Annotated in this window: 18 protein-coding genes and 1 pseudogene; 11 read left to right on the top strand and 8 right to left on the bottom strand. The window is 64.3% G+C overall.

Annotated features, from left to right (window positions below; genetic code table 11):
- Positions 1-39: 39 nt before the first annotated feature.
- Both ACQUSY_RS08475 and ACQUSY_RS08470 read right to left on the bottom strand, forming a co-directional pair.
- Complete coding sequence (locus tag ACQUSY_RS08475; RefSeq protein WP_428904052.1) at positions 40-981, bottom strand: AbiTii domain-containing protein; 942 nt, start codon at positions 979-981, stop codon at positions 40-42.
- 97 nt (positions 982-1,078) lie between these two features.
- The gene (locus ACQUSY_RS08470) at positions 1,079-1,450 is read right to left on the bottom strand and encodes a MerR family transcriptional regulator (RefSeq protein WP_428904051.1); all 372 of its coding nucleotides are present in this window, start codon (positions 1,448-1,450) and stop codon (positions 1,079-1,081) included.
- Positions 1,451-1,670: 220 nt separating this feature from the next.
- Between ACQUSY_RS08470 and ACQUSY_RS08465 the strand changes: the two genes are divergently transcribed.
- Complete coding sequence (locus tag ACQUSY_RS08465; RefSeq protein WP_428904077.1) at positions 1,671-3,128, top strand: SulP family inorganic anion transporter; 1,458 nt, start codon at positions 1,671-1,673, stop codon at positions 3,126-3,128.
- A 67-nt stretch (positions 3,129-3,195) separates the two neighbouring features.
- Here ACQUSY_RS08465 and ACQUSY_RS08460 read toward each other — a convergent pair whose 3' ends face one another.
- Genes ACQUSY_RS08460 through trxB form a run of 5 tightly spaced genes read right to left on the bottom strand, consistent with a single transcriptional unit; the run spans position 3,196 to position 7,012 of the window.
- Positions 3,196-3,603, bottom strand: a complete 408-nt coding sequence (locus ACQUSY_RS08460) for an arsenate reductase ArsC (protein WP_404435975.1) — start codon at positions 3,601-3,603, stop codon at positions 3,196-3,198.
- Between the two features lie 25 nt (positions 3,604-3,628).
- Positions 3,629-4,621 (bottom strand): metalloregulator ArsR/SmtB family transcription factor, encoded by a 993-nt coding sequence (locus ACQUSY_RS08455; RefSeq protein WP_428904050.1) that lies wholly within the window; start codon positions 4,619-4,621, stop codon positions 3,629-3,631.
- Positions 4,622-4,623: 2 nt separating this feature from the next.
- Positions 4,624-5,715 (bottom strand): ACR3 family arsenite efflux transporter, encoded by a 1,092-nt coding sequence (gene arsB, locus ACQUSY_RS08450; RefSeq protein WP_428904049.1) that lies wholly within the window; start codon positions 5,713-5,715, stop codon positions 4,624-4,626.
- The gene (gene trxA / locus ACQUSY_RS08445; protein ID WP_428904048.1) at positions 5,712-6,038 is read right to left on the bottom strand and encodes a thioredoxin; all 327 of its coding nucleotides are present in this window, start codon (positions 6,036-6,038) and stop codon (positions 5,712-5,714) included. Before trxA ends, arsB begins: the two co-directional genes overlap by 4 nt.
- Positions 6,035-7,012: a thioredoxin-disulfide reductase gene (trxB, locus tag ACQUSY_RS08440; protein WP_428904047.1), complete on the bottom strand. Its 978-nt coding sequence runs from the start codon at positions 7,010-7,012 to the stop codon at positions 6,035-6,037. Before trxB ends, trxA begins: the two co-directional genes overlap by 4 nt.
- Before the next feature lie 126 nt (positions 7,013-7,138).
- On the opposite strand from trxB, the gene ACQUSY_RS08435 reads away from it, so the two are divergent.
- Positions 7,139-7,540 carry an arsenate-mycothiol transferase ArsC gene (locus tag ACQUSY_RS08435; RefSeq protein ID WP_428904046.1) on the top strand — a complete coding sequence of 134 codons (402 nt, stop codon included), beginning with the start codon at positions 7,139-7,141 and terminating at the stop codon, positions 7,538-7,540.
- A 49-nt stretch (positions 7,541-7,589) separates the two neighbouring features.
- Here ACQUSY_RS08435 and ACQUSY_RS08430 read toward each other — a convergent pair.
- Positions 7,590-7,937: pseudogene (locus ACQUSY_RS08430) on the bottom strand (flavoprotein); the annotation flags it as partial.
- 517 nt (positions 7,938-8,454) lie between these two features.
- Here ACQUSY_RS08430 and ACQUSY_RS08425 point away from each other — a divergent pair.
- The 9 genes from ACQUSY_RS08425 (at position 8,455) to ACQUSY_RS08385 (ending at position 18,904) form a co-directional block, all read left to right on the top strand.
- Entirely contained in the window at positions 8,455-9,210 is a 756-nt protein-coding gene (locus ACQUSY_RS08425; RefSeq protein WP_428904045.1) for an SDR family NAD(P)-dependent oxidoreductase, read from the top strand.
- The gene (locus ACQUSY_RS08420) at positions 9,210-9,986 is read left to right on the top strand and encodes an enoyl-CoA hydratase/isomerase family protein (protein WP_428904044.1); all 777 of its coding nucleotides are present in this window, start codon (positions 9,210-9,212) and stop codon (positions 9,984-9,986) included. The genes ACQUSY_RS08425 and ACQUSY_RS08420 overlap by 1 nt, the downstream gene beginning before the upstream one ends.
- Positions 9,986-10,816 (top strand): SDR family oxidoreductase, encoded by an 831-nt coding sequence (locus ACQUSY_RS08415; RefSeq protein WP_428904043.1) that lies wholly within the window; start codon positions 9,986-9,988, stop codon positions 10,814-10,816. The genes ACQUSY_RS08420 and ACQUSY_RS08415 overlap by 1 nt, the downstream gene beginning before the upstream one ends.
- 377 nt (positions 10,817-11,193) lie before the next feature.
- Positions 11,194-12,717: an HNH endonuclease signature motif containing protein gene (locus ACQUSY_RS08410; protein WP_428904042.1), complete on the top strand. Its 1,524-nt coding sequence runs from the start codon at positions 11,194-11,196 to the stop codon at positions 12,715-12,717.
- A 123-nt stretch (positions 12,718-12,840) separates the two neighbouring features.
- On the top strand, positions 12,841-13,659 hold the full coding sequence (gene nadE / locus ACQUSY_RS08405) for an NAD(+) synthase (protein ID WP_428904041.1): 819 nt from the start codon (positions 12,841-12,843) through the stop codon (positions 13,657-13,659).
- Positions 13,660-13,920: 261 nt separating this feature from the next.
- The gene (locus ACQUSY_RS08400; protein WP_428904040.1) at positions 13,921-14,457 is read left to right on the top strand and encodes a hypothetical protein; all 537 of its coding nucleotides are present in this window, start codon (positions 13,921-13,923) and stop codon (positions 14,455-14,457) included.
- A 181-nt stretch (positions 14,458-14,638) separates the two neighbouring features.
- Complete coding sequence (gene rlmN / locus ACQUSY_RS08395) at positions 14,639-15,865, top strand: dual-specificity RNA methyltransferase RlmN (RefSeq protein WP_428904039.1); 1,227 nt, start codon at positions 14,639-14,641, stop codon at positions 15,863-15,865.
- 260 nt (positions 15,866-16,125) lie between these two features.
- Positions 16,126-17,748 (top strand): DUF4407 domain-containing protein, encoded by a 1,623-nt coding sequence (locus tag ACQUSY_RS08390; RefSeq protein WP_428904038.1) that lies wholly within the window; start codon positions 16,126-16,128, stop codon positions 17,746-17,748.
- Positions 17,749-17,893: 145 nt separating this feature from the next.
- On the top strand, positions 17,894-18,904 hold the full coding sequence (locus ACQUSY_RS08385) for an MFS transporter (protein WP_428904037.1): 1,011 nt from the start codon (positions 17,894-17,896) through the stop codon (positions 18,902-18,904).
- Positions 18,905-18,919 lie beyond the last annotated feature (15 nt).

Here is an 18,919-nt window from a genome sequence, read left to right as displayed (position 1 = left end):
GTCATGAAGCCGTCAGATCCCGCACTTGTACCCCTGCGATCATTGAGGCTTTCGCGGATCATGACTGAGGGACAGGATCTCACCCAACGCAATATAGACCTGAATGAAAATATAGCGAGCCTCGTTCACCGACACGTCCGCATGGGTTCCGGCTGAGCATCGACTGTAGAGGTCAGCCAGAGTCCGTCTAAGCCGATCCCGGCGTCCCTGAGCTACTCCCAGCGTGTGGATGTGAGCCTGCAGCCGATTCAGAACGTTCTGTTGTCCGACGGACAGGGCTACGTCATCGCTGATCGGGTACTGCTCTGTCCGGGCCGGGAAGACGGAGTCAGTGCAGGAATCTATCAGTCGGCGACACGTAGTAAGCGCCTGACTGACAGACTCCGGGTCTCCGTCTCTCAGTCGTTCCGAAACCCGCTCGATCTTGGCGAGGGCAGTTCCGCTCGCTTCGGCCAAGGTTCCGTCAATGACTGATTGGATGTCCGCGAAGAGCGACGCCTGGAGTTCGCTGAACAGCAACTCGTGGTATATCTCTGCAACCAGGTCATAGATGACGGCGACTACCTGACCGGATATCCCCAACCAAATCCCCGCGGCCTGCGCTTGCCCAGCGATTCGGCTGTCGTGATCACGCGACGCTGGCAATATCATGTCGCCCGAGTAGTTTCCCCCACCACGCATGGCCTCGATGGCCGTCTCAGCTGCCTGAAGGCTCGCTTCCACTTTTGCGATCGACTGCGGGTAGTACTTATTCTCGTCCTTCGCTGCCCATCTTCCAGACCGATCGATCCACTTTGCCGCGTCACTGCCCTTGGGATATCCCCCACGCTCATAGGTCAGGAACTCGGTAAGGTCGTCGCGTCCGACCAATCTCGCCAGGCGGCTCGCCTTCAGCACTATCTCTGACGCTTTCAGGCGAGCAAGCTCGATGTCTCCGAGAAACTCCTCAGAGATGCGTAAAGCCTCACCTTGACGGTCCATCTCGCTATCAAATCACGCCGGGCCGACATAGTGCTTCTGGGGATCGCGTCGCAGCTGAAAGGCCCGGGGATGCTAGCGAGGAGCTGCGCTGAGCGTCTCAGACGCCGTCGAGTTGCGCGAGAAACTCGTCTGCCATGGCGACCTGGGTGGCCAGTCGCTCCCGTCGAGATCGGGCTTCGTCGAGGATGGCTTCGAGTTCGGTGCGCAATTGCGGGTCGCCAGGGGTGCGGCGGAGCGCGTCGACGACGTCCAGTAGGGCGCGCATCTCCTCGAGCGAGTATCCCAGCGGCTTCATCCGGCGGACGATCATAAGGCGCGCGATGTCCTCCGCGCCGTAGAGCCGGAATCCTCCCTCCGTGCGGGCGGAGGGGATCACGAGTCCGATGTCCTCGTAGTGGCGCAGCGTCCGGAGGGACAGCGAAGTGCTCTCAGCGACCTCGCCGATGCGTAGCGCTTGTTCGTCTGTCACGGGCTTCTTCCTTCTGATTCGTCCTCAAACCTCACGTTACGTTAGAGTCTGTTTGGAACCATCTCTTGATTCCCATTCTTCCCTGCCGAAACGCTCGACGCCTGCGCTTCGCCACGCGCCCTCGAAGCTCGTTTCAAGAGCCATGCCCAAGGAGTGCCTTTTGACTGCCGTTACCCCTACACGCGACAGCGCATCGCGCTATCGCATCGAGCCGACGGTCATGCAGGCGCTGCGCAGCCCACGTCTGCTCACCCGTGAAGTGCTCGCGGGCCTCGTCGTCGCACTCGCCTTGATTCCGGAGGCGATCGCGTTCTCGATCATCGCTGGTGTCGACCCGCGCGTCGGCCTGTTCTCGTCGTTCATCATGGCGGTCGCGATCGCGTTCCTCGGCGGCCGCCCCGCGATGATCACCGCGGCGACCGGCGCGATCGCGCTCGTCATCGCGCCGGTGGCCCGCGAGTATGGCATGGACTACTTCATCGCCACTGTTCTTCTCGGCGGGCTCATCCAGATCGTCCTCGCCCTCCTCGGCGTCGCCAAGCTGATGCGCTTCATCCCGCGATCGGTGATGGTCGGGTTCGTGAACGCCCTGGCGATCCTGATCTTCACGTCCCAACTTCCGCAGCTCTTCGACGTGCCCTGGCTTGTCTACCCGCTCGTGGCAGTCGGACTCCTGGTGATGTTCCTCATGCCGCGCATCACGAAGGTCGTCCCGGCTCCGCTCGTCGCGATCGTGCTGCTCACCGCTGCCGTCGTCGTCTTCGCCTGGAACGTCCCAAACGTGGGTGACCAGGGCGAGCTCCCCCAGAGCCTGCCCGAGCTATTCATCCCGAACGTGCCGCTGAACCTGGAGACTCTGCAGATCATCGCCCCCTACGCTCTCGCCATGGCCGTCGTCGGCCTTCTCGAGTCGCTCATGACAGCGAAGCTCGTCGACGACATCACCGACACCCACTCGCGCAAGACCCGCGAGGCACTTGGCCAGGGGGCTGCGAACATCCTCTCGGGAGCGTTCGGCGGCATGGGCGGTTGCGCGATGATCGGACAGACCATGATCAACGTCAAGGCCTCCGGTGCGCGCACCCGCATCTCGACGTTCCTCGCCGGGGTCTTCCTTCTTGTGCTGATCCTCGCCCTCGGCGACGTCGTCGCGATCATCCCCATGGCCGCTCTCGTTGCCGTCATGGTCGTCGTCTCGATCGCCACGTTCGACTGGCACAGCATCCGCTGGGGCACTCTCAAGCGGATGCCCAAGAGCGAGACCGCCGTGATGCTCATCACAGTCATTGCGACCGTCTGGACCCACAACCTCGCCGTTGGCGTCATCCTCGGCGTCATCGCGGCGATGATCATGTTCGCGCGCCGTGTCGCTCACTTCGTCAGCGTCACCCGCACCCTCAGTGACGACACCAACACGGCACACTATGCCGTCGACGGCGAGCTGTTCTTCGCCTCCAGCAACGACCTCACCACCCAGTTCGAGTACGCCGAGGACCCCGAAACCGTGGTCATCGACATGAGCCGATCTCACGTCTGGGATGCCTCCACGGTCGCTGCGCTCGATGCGATCGTCACCAAGTACGAACACCACGGAAAAAGGGTCACCATCGAGGGTCTGAATGACACCGCGGCAGCCTTCCACGGCCGCCTCACCGGCAATCTCGGCGCCGGGCACTGACCCCCCTGAAGCGAGAGCGGGAGGGGCTGCCAAGCGGCGGCCCCTCCCCGGCAGGCGCCGGTCTGATTCAGACCAGCTCGCTCACCAGCTGCTCGATGCGCGCACGGATGTCGTCGCGGATCGGACGGACGGCATCGATGCCCTGGCCGGCCGGGTCGTCGAGCTTCCAGTCCTCGTAGCGCTTGCCCGGGAAGAACGGGCAGGCGTCGCCGCAACCCATCGTGATGACGACGTCGGATGCCTGCACGGCCTCGGTAGTGAGCACCTTGGGCTGCTCGGCGGTGATGTCAATCCCGAGCTCGCTCATCGCCTCGACGGCGGTCGGGTTGATCTGGTCTGCGGGCATGGATCCGGCGGAGCGGACCTCGATGCGGTCGCCAGCGATGTCGCGCAGGAATCCTGCGGCCATCTGCGAGCGTCCGGCGTTGTGCACGCAGACGAAGAGGACGGAGGGCTTGGTGATCGTGTCAGTCATGGTGGCTCCTGGTGAGAGGGGTTGGTCAAGGGACAAGGTCGTCGACGAGCGCGCGCACGCGTCCAGCGATGTCGTCTCGGATGGCTTCGACCCCGTCGCGCGAGGCGAGGGCCGGGTCTCCAACGGCCCAGTCGTCGTATCGAACGCCGGGGATGATCGGGCAGACGTCGCCGCAGCCCATCGTGATGACGACGTCGGCGGCGCGGACGGCATCGTCGGTGAGTGGCTTCGGGAAGCGCTCGGCGGCGAGGTCACCTTCGATCTCGGCAAGGATCGAGCGGACGTGCGGATGGATGACGTCCGCGGGCGCGGACCCTGCCGAGCGCGCGACGACCTTGCCGCCCGCCAGTTTGTTGACGAGCGCAGCGGCGAGCTGGGAGCGTCCGGCGTTCGCGACGCAGACGAAGAGCACCTGCGGGACGGACGTATCGCGGTCACGGGTGAGGTCGGCGAGTCGCTGACGTGCGAAGCGCTCGGTCAGTGGCACGAGCGCCGAGGTGACTCGTGCGGTGCGGGCGAGGGCGGTGTACGACTCACGGACGATGGTGAGAACGACGTTGGGATCCAGCTCGGGGACTTCCGCGGCGAGCTCGTCCGCGAGATGAGTCACGCGGACGTCGAAATCTGGCCGTGGCTCATCGTGGCCGTCAGCCGCACTCCATGGTGCGAGCGTCGCGGGCGCGAACGACTCCAGCAGGGCCGTCACTGCGCTGCGCCGGCTCGGGTTGATGCGGTACCAGACCCAGGTTCCACGGCGCTCCGACGTGAGCACGTCGACATCCTTGAGCACCTTCAGGTGGTGCGACACGGTGGGCTGCGCGACGTCGGCGAGTTCGGCGAGGTCGCAGACGCACGACTCCCCGCGAGGGTCGGAAGCGATGGCGGACAGCATCCGAAGACGGAGCGGATCCGACAGCGCCTTCAGTGTCGACGCGACCGAAGTGGCCGCGTCCACGCCTATGGCGTGGCTGGCGACGGGACTGCAGGTGTCGCCTTGGGGGGTCAGCACGGCGTTCATGTCTACATCCTTTCAGCGGTGAATGGATCGGTGTGGAACCAGCGCCGGGCGGCCCAGAGCGAGACATAGACGAGTCCGACGAGAACAGGGACTTCGATGAGCGGGCCGACGACTCCGGCGAGGGCCTGGCCGGATGTCGCGCCGAAGGTGCCGATGGCGACGGCGATCGCGAGCTCGAAGTTGTTGCCGGCGGCGGTGAATGCCAGGGTCGTCGATCGTGCGTATCCGAGGCCGAGGGCCTTGCCGGTGAAGAGGCCGATGAACCACATGATCGCGAAGTACGCCAGCAGCGGGAGTGCGATCCGGGCGACATCCCACGGACGACTCGTGACCTGCTCACCCTGCAGGGCGAACAGCAGCACGATGGTGAACAGCAGGCCGTAGAGCGCCCAGGGGCCGATCTTCGGAAGGAACTTCTCTTCGTACCAGTCGCGTCCCTTCGTACGCTCCCCGATGAAGCGGGAGGCGAATCCCGCGACGAGGGGGATGCCGAGGAAGATCAAGACGTTCAGCGCGATCTGTCCGATCGAGATGTCCAACCCTTGTGAGTCGAGTCCGAGCCAACCGGGGAGCACGGTGAGGTAGAACCAGCCCAGCAGCGAGAAGGCGACGACCTGGAAGACCGAGTTGATGGCGACGAGCACGGCCGCGGCCTCGCGGTCGCCGCAGGCGAGGTCGTTCCAGATGACGACCATGGCGATACAGCGCGCGAGCCCCACGATGATGAGGCCCGTGCGGTATTCGGGCAGGTCGGGCAGGAACGACCACGCGAGGGCGAACATCAGCGCCGGGCCGACGAGCCAGTTGAGCGCCAGCGACGAGAGCAGCAGCTTCTTGTCGCCGGTGACGGCGGCGACCTTGTCGTAGCGGACCTTCGCGAGCACCGGGTACATCATCACCAGCAGGCCGAGGGCGATGGGGATGGATATCCCACCGACCTCGAGGCTCGCGAGGAGGTCGGAGACGCCGGGGATGAAGCGGCCGATGACGATGCCGCCGACCATGGCCAGGCCGATCCAGAGCGGCAACCATCGGTCGAGGGTCGACAGGCGGCGGGGGGTCGGTGCGGTGGTGGGCACGGTTGCGGTGCTCATGCGAGGAGCGCCTCCATCTTCTCTGCGATGACGGGCTTCGGGTGGGCGCCGATGAGCATGTCGACGCGCGCGCCTCCCGTGTAGAAGCCGAGGGTCGGAATCGAGGTGACGCCGACTGCGGTCACCGTCTCAGGGTTCTGGTCGGCGTCGAGCTTGACGATCTTCACGCGGCCGTCGTACTCGGCGGCAAGCTGATCCAGGATGGGTGCGACCTGCTTGCAGGGCCCGCACCAGGTGGCCCAGATGTCGACGACGACGGGGATCTCGGAATCGATGACCTCCGCCTGGAAGGTGGCATCTGTGACCGTGATGGGCGCGCTCATGCGAAGACCTCCTCGGCCTCGATCAGGACAGGTGCAACCTCGTCGAGCGCAGCCAGATAGTGCTGGGCGTCCTGCGCGGCGGCACACCCCGTGCCTGCGGCCGTGATCGCCTGACGGTAGGTGTGGTCGACGAGATCGCCGGCAGCGAAGACCCCCGCGACGTTCGTGCGAGTGGAGGGATGCTCGACGAGGACGTAGCCATCGGCATCCGTGTCGACGAGTCCCGTGACGATCTCGGAGCGCGGGTCATGACCGATCGCGACGAAGACCCCCGTGGCCGGCAGCTCCCGCTCGACGCCGGTGACGGTATCGCGCAGCGTGACCGCTTCGACTTTCTCAGCGCCGATGAGGCCAACGACTTCGCTGTTCCAGACGACTTCGATCTTCGGGTGATCGAGCACCCGCTGCGCCATGATCCTCGACGCCCGGAACTCGGCTCGACGATGCACGACAGTGACCTTCGACGCGAACCTGGTCAGGAACAGTGCCTCCTCCATCGCAGAGTCTCCGCCACCGACGACGACGATCTCCTGCTCGCGGAAGAAGAAGCCGTCGCAGGTGGCGCACCACGAGACGCCGTGGCCGGTGAGCCGATCCTCGTCGTCGATGCCGAGCTTGCGGTACGCGGAGCCCATGGTCAGGATGACGGCACGAGCGAGGAAGGTCTCGCCGGAGCCCGTCTCCACGGTCTTGACAGGGCCGTCGAGGTCGACCACGACCGCGTCGTCGAGGAGGATACGCGCACCGAAGCGCTCCGCCTGCGCGCGCATCGACTCCATCAGTTCGGGCCCCTGGACCCCATCGACGAAACCAGGGAAGTTCTCCACCTCGGTCGTGGTCATCAGTGCGCCGCCCGCGGTCACGGAACCGGCGAGGACGACAGGTGCGAGACCTGCACGCGCCGCATACACGGCCGCGGTGTAGCCCGCAGGGCCAGACCCGATGATGACCAGTTCCACTTCTTGAATCGACATGTGTCTATATTGACATCCATCGATACCGGATGCAACTCTTGCTGACGGAGTTCACTTGCTCTTCACCTGGCGAACGGATCATGCAAGTGCAGCAATCGAGACAGTCAAGAAATCAGAGGACGAAAGATGACCCAGCCCAAGACGGTTCTGTTCATATGCAAGCACAATGCGGGGCGCTCCCAACTCGGCGCCCATCTCCTGACACACATCGGCGATGAGCGACTCGTCGCGACGAGTGCGGGAATCAACCCCGCCGAGACGATCAACCCAGCCATCGCAGCATCACTGCACGAACTCGGCATCGACACGTCTGCGGCCAAGCCGCGAGCAGTCACGACTGAAGATCTCGACGCGGCCGACGTCGTGGTCCTGATGAAGCCGGGACTTCCACTGCCGGGCACGGTGCGCGGAGAGTTGGTCGAGTGGTCATTCCCCGACCCGACGAACTGGGAAGCCGACGGCGTGCGCGATCTCCGCGACGCCATCGACACGAAGGTCCGCGACCTGGCGACTCGACTCGCCAGGTGATGATTGAGGGGTGGGCGCTACTGAGCAGCCCCACCCCTCATGACGTGGATCAGCCGACGGCGACCGGCCGCATACCGATCTGGAGGGTGGCGGGGGCTGCACAGCAGCTTCCTGCATTGTCGTCAAAGTCACCGGATCCACCGCACACGCCCGTGTCCGGAAGGGTGAGTTCGTTGCGGGCAGCTGCCTCATGGTCGCCGACGAGGTGCGCGGCGACACTGCGCACCTGCTCGTATCCGGTCAACGCGAGGAAGGTCGGGGCCCGCCCGTACGACTTCACGCCGACGATGAACAACCCTTGTTCCGGCTGTGCGAGCTCGCGCGCGCCCGTCGCGGCGACCGAGCCACAGGAGTGGATGTTCGGGTCGATCTCGGGGGCGATGCGGGGGTCCGCTTTGTTCCCCAACCGGACTCAACGACCGTTATGCACGCACCCGTGTGACTCCTGTGGCTGGAGGGGCAGTTGGGGCAGTTTTTGCGTGCGTACCGTTTTCAGTCGTGCAGAACGGTCGTTGAGGGGGCTGCCGGGGTGCGGAACCCGGGGTGCGGAACCTGGGGGCGGAACCAGGGTTGGAACCTGGGGTGGAACCAGGGGTGCGGACCGCGGGTGTGGAACGGGAAGCGGAACCGCGGATGCGGAACCAGGGTCGGCGGAGGCAGCGGGCGGAACCAAGGGTGCGGAACCGGGGGTGCGTGCGGCTGCGCTGTGTCGGGTCGACAGTTGGCGGGTGCCGATTTACGCGGCGGAATGTGCTGATTCGACAGCGCGACGTGCTCACGGGCTCGAGTGCCGCGTAGGCTGACACCCGGTGTCGTTCCGCGACGGAGCGTCACAGTTTGCCCGCGCCCACGTCGGCGCGGGGGAGCGTTTGCCGTGTGGGGTGAGCGCAAAATGACGAGTTCGAAGGAGAGCTATGGATATCGCAGGCGCTAGCGCGCTCGTGACCGGCGGGGCCAGTGGCCTGGGTCTGGCCACGGCGAAGCGACTGACGGCAGCAGGCGCTGTCGTGACGATTGTTGACCTGGAGTCCTCTCCGGGCGCCGAGGTTGCGGCGTCATTGGGTGGCTATTTTGTCGCCGCAGACGTCACGAGTGCTGAGCAGGTGGCACATGCGGTGGTCGAGACCGCGAAGCGCGCACAGCTGCGCGTCGTGGTGAACTGTGCGGGAATTGCGCCGCCGGCCAAGGTACTGGACCGCGAGGGCAACCCGGGTTCACTCGCCGACTTCGCGAAGGTCGTGCAGATCAACCTTGTCGGCACCTACAACGTGCTGTCGCAGGCGGCGGCGGTCATGGCGAAGAACGCCGGAACCGATGACCGGGGCGTCATCATCAACACCGCGTCGGTTGCCGCGTTCGACGGCCAGATCGGTCAGCCCGCGTACTCGGCCTCCAAGGGTGCCGTGCACGCGATGACGCTGCCGGTTGCTCGCGAGCTCGCTCGCTACGGCATCCGGGTCTGCACGATCGCCCCCGGCATCATGGAGACGCCGATGCTCGCGGGCCTCCCGCAGCCGGCGCAGGATTCTCTCGGCCAGCAGGTTCCGTACCCTTCTCGTCTCGGCAGGCCCGACGAATTCGCGGCTCTTGTGGCCCACATTGTTGAAAATGACTATCTGAACGGCGAGACGATTCGTCTCGACGGCGCGATCCGAATGGCACCGAAATAATGAGTGAATCCCCTGTCCTTCTTTCTGTCGTCGATGGGCTTGCCCGCATCACGCTGAATCGCCCGGCGCGTATGAACGCGTTTGAGCAGTCAATGGCGCATGCCTGGGCTGAGGCGACGGCGGAGGCAACGTCGCGCGACGACGTTCACGCGATCCTGATTGACGCTGCGGGCCCGTCGTTCTGCGCGGGTGGCGACGTTCTCGCAATGGCGCGCGGCATGAGCGACTTCACGATCGAAGAGCTCGCGCACGCCATCAACAACGGTATTCGCGCACTTGTTGAGTCGTCGATTCCCGTCGTTGCAGCGGCGCACGGAACCACGGCTGGTGGCGGACTCGGAATCCTCCTGGCGAGCGACTACGTCATCATCGGCGAGAACTCCAAGATTGGTAGCCTCTACGCCAACATTGGCCTCACCCCCGACCTGTCGGTGTCGGCGAGCCTGGCGAAGGCCGTCGGCGAGCGCCGGGCGCTGCAGTTGGTGCTGACCGATCGACTCCTTTCAGCCGAGCAGGCACTGGACTGGGGTCTGGTTGCTGAGGTCGTCGCGGCTGACGAGGTGCAGGCTCGTGCGGAAGAGGTTGCACAGTCGTGGCTCGCTGGTGCCACTGGCGCCTATGGGCAGGCGAAGCGTCTGATCCGCACGCAGCCGTCGCGCACGTTCGCGGAGCAACTCGACGAAGAAGCTCGTTCCATCAATGCAGCGCTGCAGACGCCTGAAGCTCAGGCTCGTGTGCAGGCGTTCGCTGACCGTTCCGCACGAAAGGCAAAATAATGTCCCTCGCAGGAAAGACCATTCTGATGTCGGGCGGGAGCCGCGGCATTGGCCTTGCCATCGCGTTGCGCGCGGCGGCTGACGGCGCCAACATCGCGCTGCTCGCCAAGACCGACACCCCGCACCCGGCGCTGGAAGGCACGATCCACACGGCTGCGGAGGCGATTATCGCTGCCGGCGGCAAGGCTCTGCCTATCGTCGGCGATGTTCGTAGCGACGACGACATCGCGCACGCGGTACTCAAGACGCGTGGCGAATTCGGCGGCATTGACATCGTCGTGAACAACGCGAGCGTCATCGACCTGTCGGGCTCGGAGGATCTGGGCGCGAAGAAGTACGACCTGATGCAAGACGTCAACGTGCGCGGAACCTTCATGCTCTCTCGCGCGGCCGTGCCGATTCTTCGTGAATCCAGCAACCCGCACATCCTTTCGCTGTCGCCGCCCCTGAACATCTCGCCCAAGTGGCTGGGAGCTCACACGGCGTACACGATGGCGAAGTACGGCATGACGATGGCGACGCTCGGCATGGCTGCTGAGTTCGCCAAGGACGGCATCGCCGCCAACGCGCTCTGGCCACGCACCACCATCGCCACCGCTGCCGTACAGAACCTGCTTGGCGGCGACAAGGTGATGGCCGCATCGCGCACGCCCGAGGTCTACGCGGACGCTGCCTACGCCGTGCTCAACCGCCCGTCGCGTGAAGCCACCGGAAACACCTACATCGTCGAGGATGTTCTCGCCGAAGAGGGCGTCACCGATTTCTCCGGTTACGCAGCGATTCCGGGCACTCCCGACAACCGCCTCTTCCCGGACATCTTCCTGGACTAAGCACCCTTCTGACCTAAGCACCTGGTTCCGGAACCAACTTCCGCGGTTGCGGGGGAGGTTTCGGAGCGTATTGCCCCGGGGTTGAGAATTATCAGCCCCGGGGCTTTTGCATGCCCAGTGACCTTGAGTAGGCGTGGCCGCGGATTAAGGTGCACGCACACGTGGCTGTCAGTGCCCGTGCCTATTGTGCTGAACGCGCATCGTCTCGTCGGCTCGTGTGCGGGAACCGCAGCGGTCTTCTGCGGGTGCGGTGACGCCTTCGATGCTGGCTCACGCTACTGCCTCCTCGTCGTTGATCGTTTTGATTTTCGAAAACTGTTTCATGAGAATATCATCTTTCTAGAACAAAGCAACGAAAAGTGTGCAAGAATATTCACATGACACTCGACAACATCAGCGATGCATCGGTCGATCCGGTTGGTGCCTTCCTGTTTGCTGTCGATTCGTTGCGCGAGATTCAGTCGGCGCAGGCGGGCCTTGCCGCGATGGAGATGGCGCTCTATGCGGCGGTCTTCGCGCAGGCAGAGGCGATCACGGCCGAGATGGCGCATCCGATCATCGATCGTGAGCAAGCCATCCGCACGGCGAGTGCTGAGATCGGCGCCGCACTCCGCGTGAGCGACCGTACTGTGCAGCGGCGCATGTCGCATGCGTTTGATGTGACTGCTGGCTTCCCGCAGACATTTGAGGCGCTCCGCGAGGGGCGCATTACCGCTTCGCACGTGAGCACGATTGTGAAGGCGAGCGAGGGTCTCCCGACCGGCGAGGCGCGCGAGACCTATGAGGGCATCGCAATTGAGCGCGCTGAGCAATTGTCGCCGGGTCGGCTGGGCGCGATCTTGCCCGGCATCGCCACACAAATCCACGAATGTTCCCTTGCTGAGCGTCACCAGCGGGCTCGTAAGAGGCGGCGAATTGAGGTGCGCGACACTGAAGACGGTATGGCTGAGTTACTCGCGGTGCTCCCGGCGGTGCTCGCCCATGGCGTGTACGACCGCCTCACCTCCATGGCGAAGGCCGTCGAGGGTGCTGAAGAGGGCGACGAACGCTGTCGTGACGAGATTCGCGCCGATGCGCTGAGCGATTTGGTGCTCGGCGGTGGTCCGGTGGCCGTTGGCGACGGGCTCGAAGCGATCCAAGCGCAGGTGCAGGTCACCGTCCCGGTGTTGACCGCTGCGCGTGTTTCGGAGCACGGCGCCGAACTTCACGGCTCCGGTCCCATGGATGCCGAGACGGCGCGGCGCCTGGCTGGCGCGGCGAGCGGATGGGATCGCGTGATGACGCACCCGATTTCGGGGGCGATTCTGGCGGTGGATCGGTATCGTCCGTCGCAAGACATTCGGCGTGCGCTTCGTGTGCGTGATGAGCACTGTCGATTCCCCGGCTGTCGGCAGCCGGCGCATCGGTGCGACGCAGACCACAGTTTGGCGGCCGTCGATGGCGGAGACACCTGCATCGACAACATGGCGCTGCTGTGTCCGCGTCACCATGGCATGAAGCATGACTGCGCCTGGGCGATCGCACACCTCGGCAATGGCGTGCTGCGATGGACGAGCCCCAGCGGCCGCGACTACATCGACACCCCCACGTCGACCCTGCGATTCTTCCCCTCCGGGCCCGACCCCGATGATCCGGGTGATCCGGGTGATCCGGGTGATCCGGATGGTTCGGATGATCCGGGTGGTTCGGATGATCCCGATGATCCGGGTGGTTTGGATGGGAAGAATGCTCCGGGTGGGCTAAGTGGGCCAGGTGGGTCAGCCGATCTTGACGGAGCTGTCGATGGCGTGAGTCTGGACTATGCAGGCGGATGGCGGGGATCAGATGAATCCGATGAATCTGATGGTGATGAATCCGATGAATCAGATGAATCCGTGCCGTCCTGGGAGTTGCTCGAATAATGGTGAGGGCGAAGTGTGAGAACGCCGCACGGCATACTGGTTGCATGGCGAGCGCGCTGGCTGCAAGACGAGCCAGCTTGGTTGCAAGGCGAGCCCGCGAAGGGACGACGAACGGAGTACAACATGACGCTTCAGCAAGAGATCATCACCGCCCTCGGAGTGCAGCCGACGATCGACGCGGCCGCCGAGGTCGAACGGCGCACCGAGTTTCTCACCGCCTACCTGCGCACGACCGGCGCGAAGGGGTTCGTCCTCGGTATCTCGGGTGGTCAAGACTCCACCCTGGCCGGCCGACTCGCACAACTGGCCGTTGAGCGCCGCCGCGCAGAGGGTGGCGAGGCGCAGTTCGTTGCCGTGCGCCTGCCGTACAACTTCCAGAAAGACGAAGCCGACGCCCAAGCCGCGCTCGACTTCATCGCCGCCGACCGTGAACTGACCGTCAACATCGCCGCTGGCGTGCAGGGCATCGAAGCCGGAATCGAAGAATCCGGCGACGAAATCAGCGACTTCCAGCGTGGCAACATCAAGGCCCGCGCCCGCATGGTCGTGCAGTTCGCGATTGCCGGACAACTCGGCCTCGTCGTCATCGGCACCGACCACGCCGCCGAAGCGGTCACCGGCTTCTATACAAAGTTTGGCGACGGTGCCGCCGACATCCTCCCGCTCGCCGGACTCAACAAACGCCAGGGCCGTGCCCTCCTCCTGGAACTCGATGCCCCCGACCGCCTCGTCTACAAAGAGCCCACAGCCGACCTCCTCGATGGCACCCCGGGCCGCCCCGACGAAGACGAACTCGGCCTCTCCTACGTCGACATCGATACCTACCTCGAAGGCGGAACCATCGCCCCCGAGGCAGCAGTAAAGCTCGAGGGCAAGTACCTCGGGTCGCGACACAAGCGCCACCTCCCGGTCACCCCCGACGACACCTGGTGGCAGAACTAGCCCCCTGGCGGAGCTACGGCTCTAAGACGGAGCTACGGCTCTAAACCGGAGCCACGGCGCCAAGGTCAGAGCTCGGGCTGCAACTCAGAACCCAACAAATCTCCAAAATCGCGCTATCGCAGCGCCTCGTTTCTTCGATACCGAACGAAGGAATTTCCCTTCGGTAACGTTTCCGGGCGCACCCCAGCCTCCCCAGGTTTCGCTCAACTGGCCAAGAGTACAGTTGAAGGTTGTAAAACATACGAAACCGAAGGGAATCTCATGAAGCGCCGTGTTTCTGGCATTCTGACCCTCGCCGCCACCGCGGCACTCCTCACCGGCTGCGCAACCACCGCTGCAACCGATGCCAAGGAAACCCCCGCTCCGGAGAAGGAAACGGTTGCCATCGCAGCATCGTCCTTCGATGCTCCCGTAGCGTTCACCGAATCGTTCGGTACCGCAGACCTCTCGATGCAGGTTTGGTCGGCACTGGTCAACGACGAGACCGTCGCAGGCGCGCTCGGCGCGCCTGAGGCTGGCAACGTCTGGGTCAGCGCAACCACCGCAACCAAGGCAGTTGCAACCGACCTCGTCGACACCGACGTCGCTCCGGTTCTGCGCTCCACCTCGGACGAGACCGCTTCGTACCTCGCAGTCTCGCCGCGCGAGACCGAAATCCCCCTCGCAACCGCAGGCCAGTCGTACTCCTTCCAGTGGGCCTTCCAGGTTCCCGCTGACAAGGCAGTCGCTGAAGACCTCGTCATCTGCTTCGATGACGCAGAGGGCAACGAGCTCGGCTGCTCGGCGATCATCAAGTAATCGTCAAGTAACCACAGCAGTGGGGTGGGCGGAGAAATCTGCTCACCCCACTGCTATTCCCGGGAGCGGAACCACCACACACGACCGCGCACATGGTTCCGGAACCAGCGCTCACGACTGCAGCAACGGTTCCGTCCCCGCTCCCATCGTCTATACATCCCCCAACCCGTACCCTGGAACAATGAACAACTCTGAGATGACGCCCGTGCGGCAGGTCCGTCCCCGCACCGAGGGATGGTCGCAGAAGAAGGATGCCGAAGGGCGTCCGATGCTTCAGTTCGCGAGCCCGAAGCGCGGCAAGCCGCCTGTGCACTGGGCAGACCTCACGCCAGAAGAGCGCGTTGAGCGCGTCAAGGAGCTCGGCATGCCGGGCTTCCGCGCCAAGCAGCTCAACACGCACTACTTCACGCACTACACGTCAGACCCGGCGCACATGACTGACCTGCCGGCTGAAAACCGTGAAGAACTCGTCGCTGGCCTCATGCCGCCGCTGCTCACCGAAGTGCGTCGCCTTGAGACCGACAACGGCGACACCATCAAGTTCTTGTGGCGTCTGCACGACGGCGCTCTCGTCGAATCCGTGCTCATGCGCTACGTCGGCCGCATCACGCTGTGCATTTCGTCGCAGGCGGGCTGCGGCATGAACTGCCCGTTCTGCGCCACCGGCCAGGCGGGCCTCACGCGCAACATGTCGGCGGCCGAAATCATCGACCAGGTCGTGCGCGCCAACCGTGCGATCGCTAACGGCGAGCTCGGTGGCAAGCGCCACGACGACCACTCTGAAGAGCGCGTCTCCAACATCGTCTTCATGGGCATGGGTGAACCCCTCGCCAACTACAACCGTGTCATGCAGGCTGTGCGCACGTTCGTCGCGAAGCAGCCCGACGGCCTCGGCATGAGCGCGCGCGGCATCACCGTCTCTACCGTCGGTCTGGTTCCGGCGATCAAGAAGCTGGCCGACGAAGACATCCCCGTCACGTTTGCGCTATCGCTGCACGCGCCCGACGACGTGCTTCGCGACGAGCTCATCCCGGTGAACTCGCGCTGGAAGGTCGACGAGGCCCTCGACGCCGCCCGCAACTACTTCGACAAGACCGGCCGCCGTGTCTCGATCGAATACGCGCTCATTAAAGACATGAACGACCATGCCTGGCGCGCGGACCTGCTCGCGCAGAAGCTCAACGAGCGCGGCCGCGGCTGGGTGCACGTCAACCCGATTCCACTGAACCCGACGCCGGGCTCCGTATGGACGTCGAGCGAAAAAGACGTGCAGAACGAGTTCGTTCGCCGCCTCAACGACGCCGGCATCCCGACGACGATCCGCGATACCCGCGGCAAGGAAATCGACGGCGCTTGCGGTCAGCTCGTGGCAACCGAAGAAGACAAGGTTGCTGCCGACGCGCTGTAAGAAGCGAGTAGCGGAACCACGGGTGTGGGGCCGGAACCATGGGGTTGCGTTGTGCGGGTTGAGAAACCTGCGCAACCCCGAAATGCAAACTAGCCAGGCATTCCTAAGCGCGTCAAACATCGGGCGCGCATAGGTCTGGCTCGGGTTTCATCCAGGCCGCTTGCACCTTGCGCCCAGGCGCACCTTCGTACGCTGGAGGGATGTCCTATTCCGAACACCGGCCCGGAGGATTTGGGTCCCAGGGCCAGATCGAGTTCGATGTGACCACCCCGAACGCTGACGAGCCCCTCTACATTCAAGATATTCGCGAGGCCGAACGCCGCGAAGCTGAAGACCTCGAAACCTACGACGCCGACGGGCCAACCGACCCCTTTGGGGGCGTACCCGACGAGCGGGCCGCAGACCACGACGAGGCACCCGTGAACGCTGGCGCCAAAACCGAGCCGCAACCCGAGCCCGAGTTCGACATTGAACCTCTCGTCGTTCCGCGACGTAAGGATGAAGCAGAACCACTAGCTGCGGAACAGACGGAAGAACAAGCCGTCGAAGAGACCACCGACCCCGGTGAGCCGCTCTTCGCAACCGAGCCCCTGGTTGCGGCCTCTGAAGAAGACCCCGCAACCGAGTCCACGGTTCCGACTCGGCGCAGCGAACGCCCGCGCAAGGTGCGCCGTCCGATGCGACGCCTCGCGATTCTCGGCGGCGCTGACGGCTACGTGCTTGACCAGGTGCCCGCCGAAACCGGACGCTTCGTGCAGATGTTCTTCGTCATCGCTGGCACTGCCCTCATTTCGGGCATCTCGATGGTGTTCGCACTCACGACGGGTGTGAAGGCGGCCGTGTGGCTGGCGATTCCGCTCGCGATCGTGTGGGCGCTCATCATCTTTAACCTCGACCGCTTCCTCACCTCTACCATGCGGTCGTCGACGAAGATCGGCAAGCTCATCGCCCTCGCGCTGCCGCGTGTGATCATGGCCGCGATCATCGGTGTGGTCGTGGCCGAGCCGCTCGTGCTGCAGATTTTCGCGAATGACATTGAGCGCGAAGTCAACGCGACCAACATCGTGCAGGCGCAGGGTGACCAAGAGGCCGTCGCCACCGGCCCCGAAAAGCAGGCCCTCGACGCCGCAACTCAGCGCCTCGCCGACCTGGAAAACCAGGCGGCGACGGGTGTGGTGGTCGGAACCACGACAGACTCTGCGACGCTCACGGCGGCACAGGCGAAGGTCGACGGCATCACGACCCAGATGACGACCCAGCAGGGCGTCATCGATCAGGCCCGCCTCATCTATCAGTGTGAGCTGACCGGCGCGGGTGCTGGCAGCGTCGAAGGCTGCACCGGAATCTCCGGCGAAGGCGCAAGCTCCGCCGCCGCGAAGTCTCAGCTCGACCAGGCCCAGGCCACCTACGACGCCCTCGCTGTTGACCTGCGCACCGCTAACGAAGAGCTCACCACGGCGCAGGAGTCGAGCGCGGGTGCGACGAGCGCCAACGAAGACCGCAACCGCGAAGCCGCGAAGGCCCAGCTGCCGACCGCGCAGGCGACGTACGACGCGGCACTCGTCGCCTACAACGAGCGAGCCGACGCGGTCGCTTCGGGCAACGCCGGTGCGAGCGGCCTGTTGAGCCAGATCACGGCACTCAACAGCCTCTCCGAGAAGGAGCCGACGCTCGGCTTTGCGCACTGGATGATCGCGGCCCTGTTCTTCATGATCGAACTGCTGCCCGTGCTCGTGAAGGTCCTCACGAGCCATGGCCAGCCGTCGCTGTATGAAGAGACCGCCGAGGCGCGACGCCAGGTCGAGTCTGATCGTGTGCGGGCAAACGCGTTCCGCGACCGTGCCGATATCGCGACCGGAACCACGGTGGGCGTGAGCGCGTAGCGCGCGAGTACGGCAAACAACACGAGCTCCCCGGCGCGATAAGCGCTCGGGGAGCTCGTGTTTCGGGCTTCGAAGCCTGCGACGAATGCTCTCTTGAACGAACTCTTTTCGATGTCGGAACCCCCGAGTACAGTGGTTTGCGCTCGTGTTTTGGGTGTATCTGGAGACGAAATCACTCCTCGCCTCCGGTGTCATCGGCGGCGCCTACATGCTGCTGGTCGCCGTATTCGGCATGGTGTTCGGCGCGATCGTTGACCACCTCCGCAAAAAGACCGCAATGCTCATTTCGAGCCTCACCACCCTCACCACGTACGCCATTGGCCTGGTCATGTTCTCGCTGTTCTCCGAAGCGACACTGCTGGACTGGCGGGGCCCCTGGTTCTGGATCTTCGTCATCATCGTCCTGATCGGCAGCGTCGTCGAAAACATGCGCAATATCGCGCTGTCAACGACGGTCACGCTCCTCGTGCCGCCCGATAGACGCGACAAAGCCAATGGGCTTGTCGGCACGATCAGCGGCATCGGGTTCTTGGTGACGAGCGTCTTCTCGGGGCTCTCCGTTGGCCTGCTCGGAATGCACGTGACAATCCTGATCGCCGTGATCGCGACGGCGGTCGCGCTTGTGCATCTGCTGGTGATTTCGATTCCGGAACCAGTGAAGGTGCGAAGCGGGGAGGGGCGAGTGAATTTCCGTGGTGCGATCCCGGTGATTCTCGCGGTGCCTGGGCTGCTGGCGCTCCTGCTGTTCACGACCCTGATGCCGGCCGCCGAGGCCGCTGAGCAGACAATCTTGCAGCGTGTGATTCCGTACGAGAAGCAGGGTCGCGTATTCGGGTTCGCGATGACGGTCGAAGTGTCGGCGGCACCGATCACGGCGTTTCTCATCGGACCGATCGCCGAGTTCATCGTCGTGCCATACATGAACAGTGACGCCGGCCAAGTCACGTGGGGATGGTTGCTCGGTGAGGGTGAAGCGCGCGGCGTCGCCCTCGTGTTTGTGCTCGCAAGCCTCATCATGCTCATTGCGGTGCTGCTCGCGTTTATGTCGAGACCGTACCGAAACCTGTCTAAGGCGTTCGCCGCCGCCCCGCCGCCCGCGGTGTTCGGGGAGGGCGGGGAGAGCTCAGCGGATGCCCGAGCGTCGGAGAATGTGTAGCTGAGCGCCAAAGCG

This window comes from Microbacterium daqui (assembly GCF_050408675.1).
Taxonomy (GTDB): domain Bacteria; phylum Actinomycetota; class Actinomycetes; order Actinomycetales; family Microbacteriaceae; genus Microbacterium.
The sequence above is the reverse complement of the archived record's forward strand: the minus strand, read 5'-3'. Positions and strand labels throughout refer to the sequence as shown.

Excerpts from the sequence above, each read along its gene's own strand:
- nadE (WP_428904041.1), top strand. The coding sequence starts at position 12,841 with ATGACGCTTCAGCAAGAGATCATCACCGCCCTCGGAGTGCAGCCGACG.
- ACQUSY_RS08410 (WP_428904042.1), top strand. The coding sequence starts at position 11,194 with ATGACACTCGACAACATCAGCGATGCATCGGTCGATCCGGTTGGTGCC.
- trxA (WP_428904048.1), bottom strand. The coding sequence starts at position 6,038 with ATGAGCGCGCCCATCACGGTCACAGATGCCACCTTCCAGGCGGAGGTC.
- ACQUSY_RS08455 (WP_428904050.1), bottom strand. The coding sequence starts at position 4,621 with ATGAACGCCGTGCTGACCCCCCAAGGCGACACCTGCAGTCCCGTCGCC.
- arsB (WP_428904049.1), bottom strand. The coding sequence starts at position 5,715 with ATGAGCACCGCAACCGTGCCCACCACCGCACCGACCCCCCGCCGCCTG.
- ACQUSY_RS08475 (WP_428904052.1), bottom strand. The coding sequence starts at position 981 with ATGGACCGTCAAGGTGAGGCTTTACGCATCTCTGAGGAGTTTCTCGGA.
- rlmN (WP_428904039.1), top strand. The coding sequence starts at position 14,639 with ATGAACAACTCTGAGATGACGCCCGTGCGGCAGGTCCGTCCCCGCACC.
- ACQUSY_RS08465 (WP_428904077.1), top strand. The coding sequence starts at position 1,671 with ATGCAGGCGCTGCGCAGCCCACGTCTGCTCACCCGTGAAGTGCTCGCG.
- ACQUSY_RS08400 (WP_428904040.1), top strand. The coding sequence starts at position 13,921 with ATGAAGCGCCGTGTTTCTGGCATTCTGACCCTCGCCGCCACCGCGGCA.
- ACQUSY_RS08460 (WP_404435975.1), bottom strand. The coding sequence starts at position 3,603 with ATGACTGACACGATCACCAAGCCCTCCGTCCTCTTCGTCTGCGTGCAC.
- ACQUSY_RS08425 (WP_428904045.1), top strand. The coding sequence starts at position 8,455 with ATGGATATCGCAGGCGCTAGCGCGCTCGTGACCGGCGGGGCCAGTGGC.
- ACQUSY_RS08420 (WP_428904044.1), top strand. The coding sequence starts at position 9,210 with ATGAGTGAATCCCCTGTCCTTCTTTCTGTCGTCGATGGGCTTGCCCGC.
- ACQUSY_RS08435 (WP_428904046.1), top strand. The coding sequence starts at position 7,139 with ATGACCCAGCCCAAGACGGTTCTGTTCATATGCAAGCACAATGCGGGG.
- ACQUSY_RS08415 (WP_428904043.1), top strand. The coding sequence starts at position 9,986 with ATGTCCCTCGCAGGAAAGACCATTCTGATGTCGGGCGGGAGCCGCGGC.
- trxB (WP_428904047.1), bottom strand. The coding sequence starts at position 7,012 with ATGTCGATTCAAGAAGTGGAACTGGTCATCATCGGGTCTGGCCCTGCG.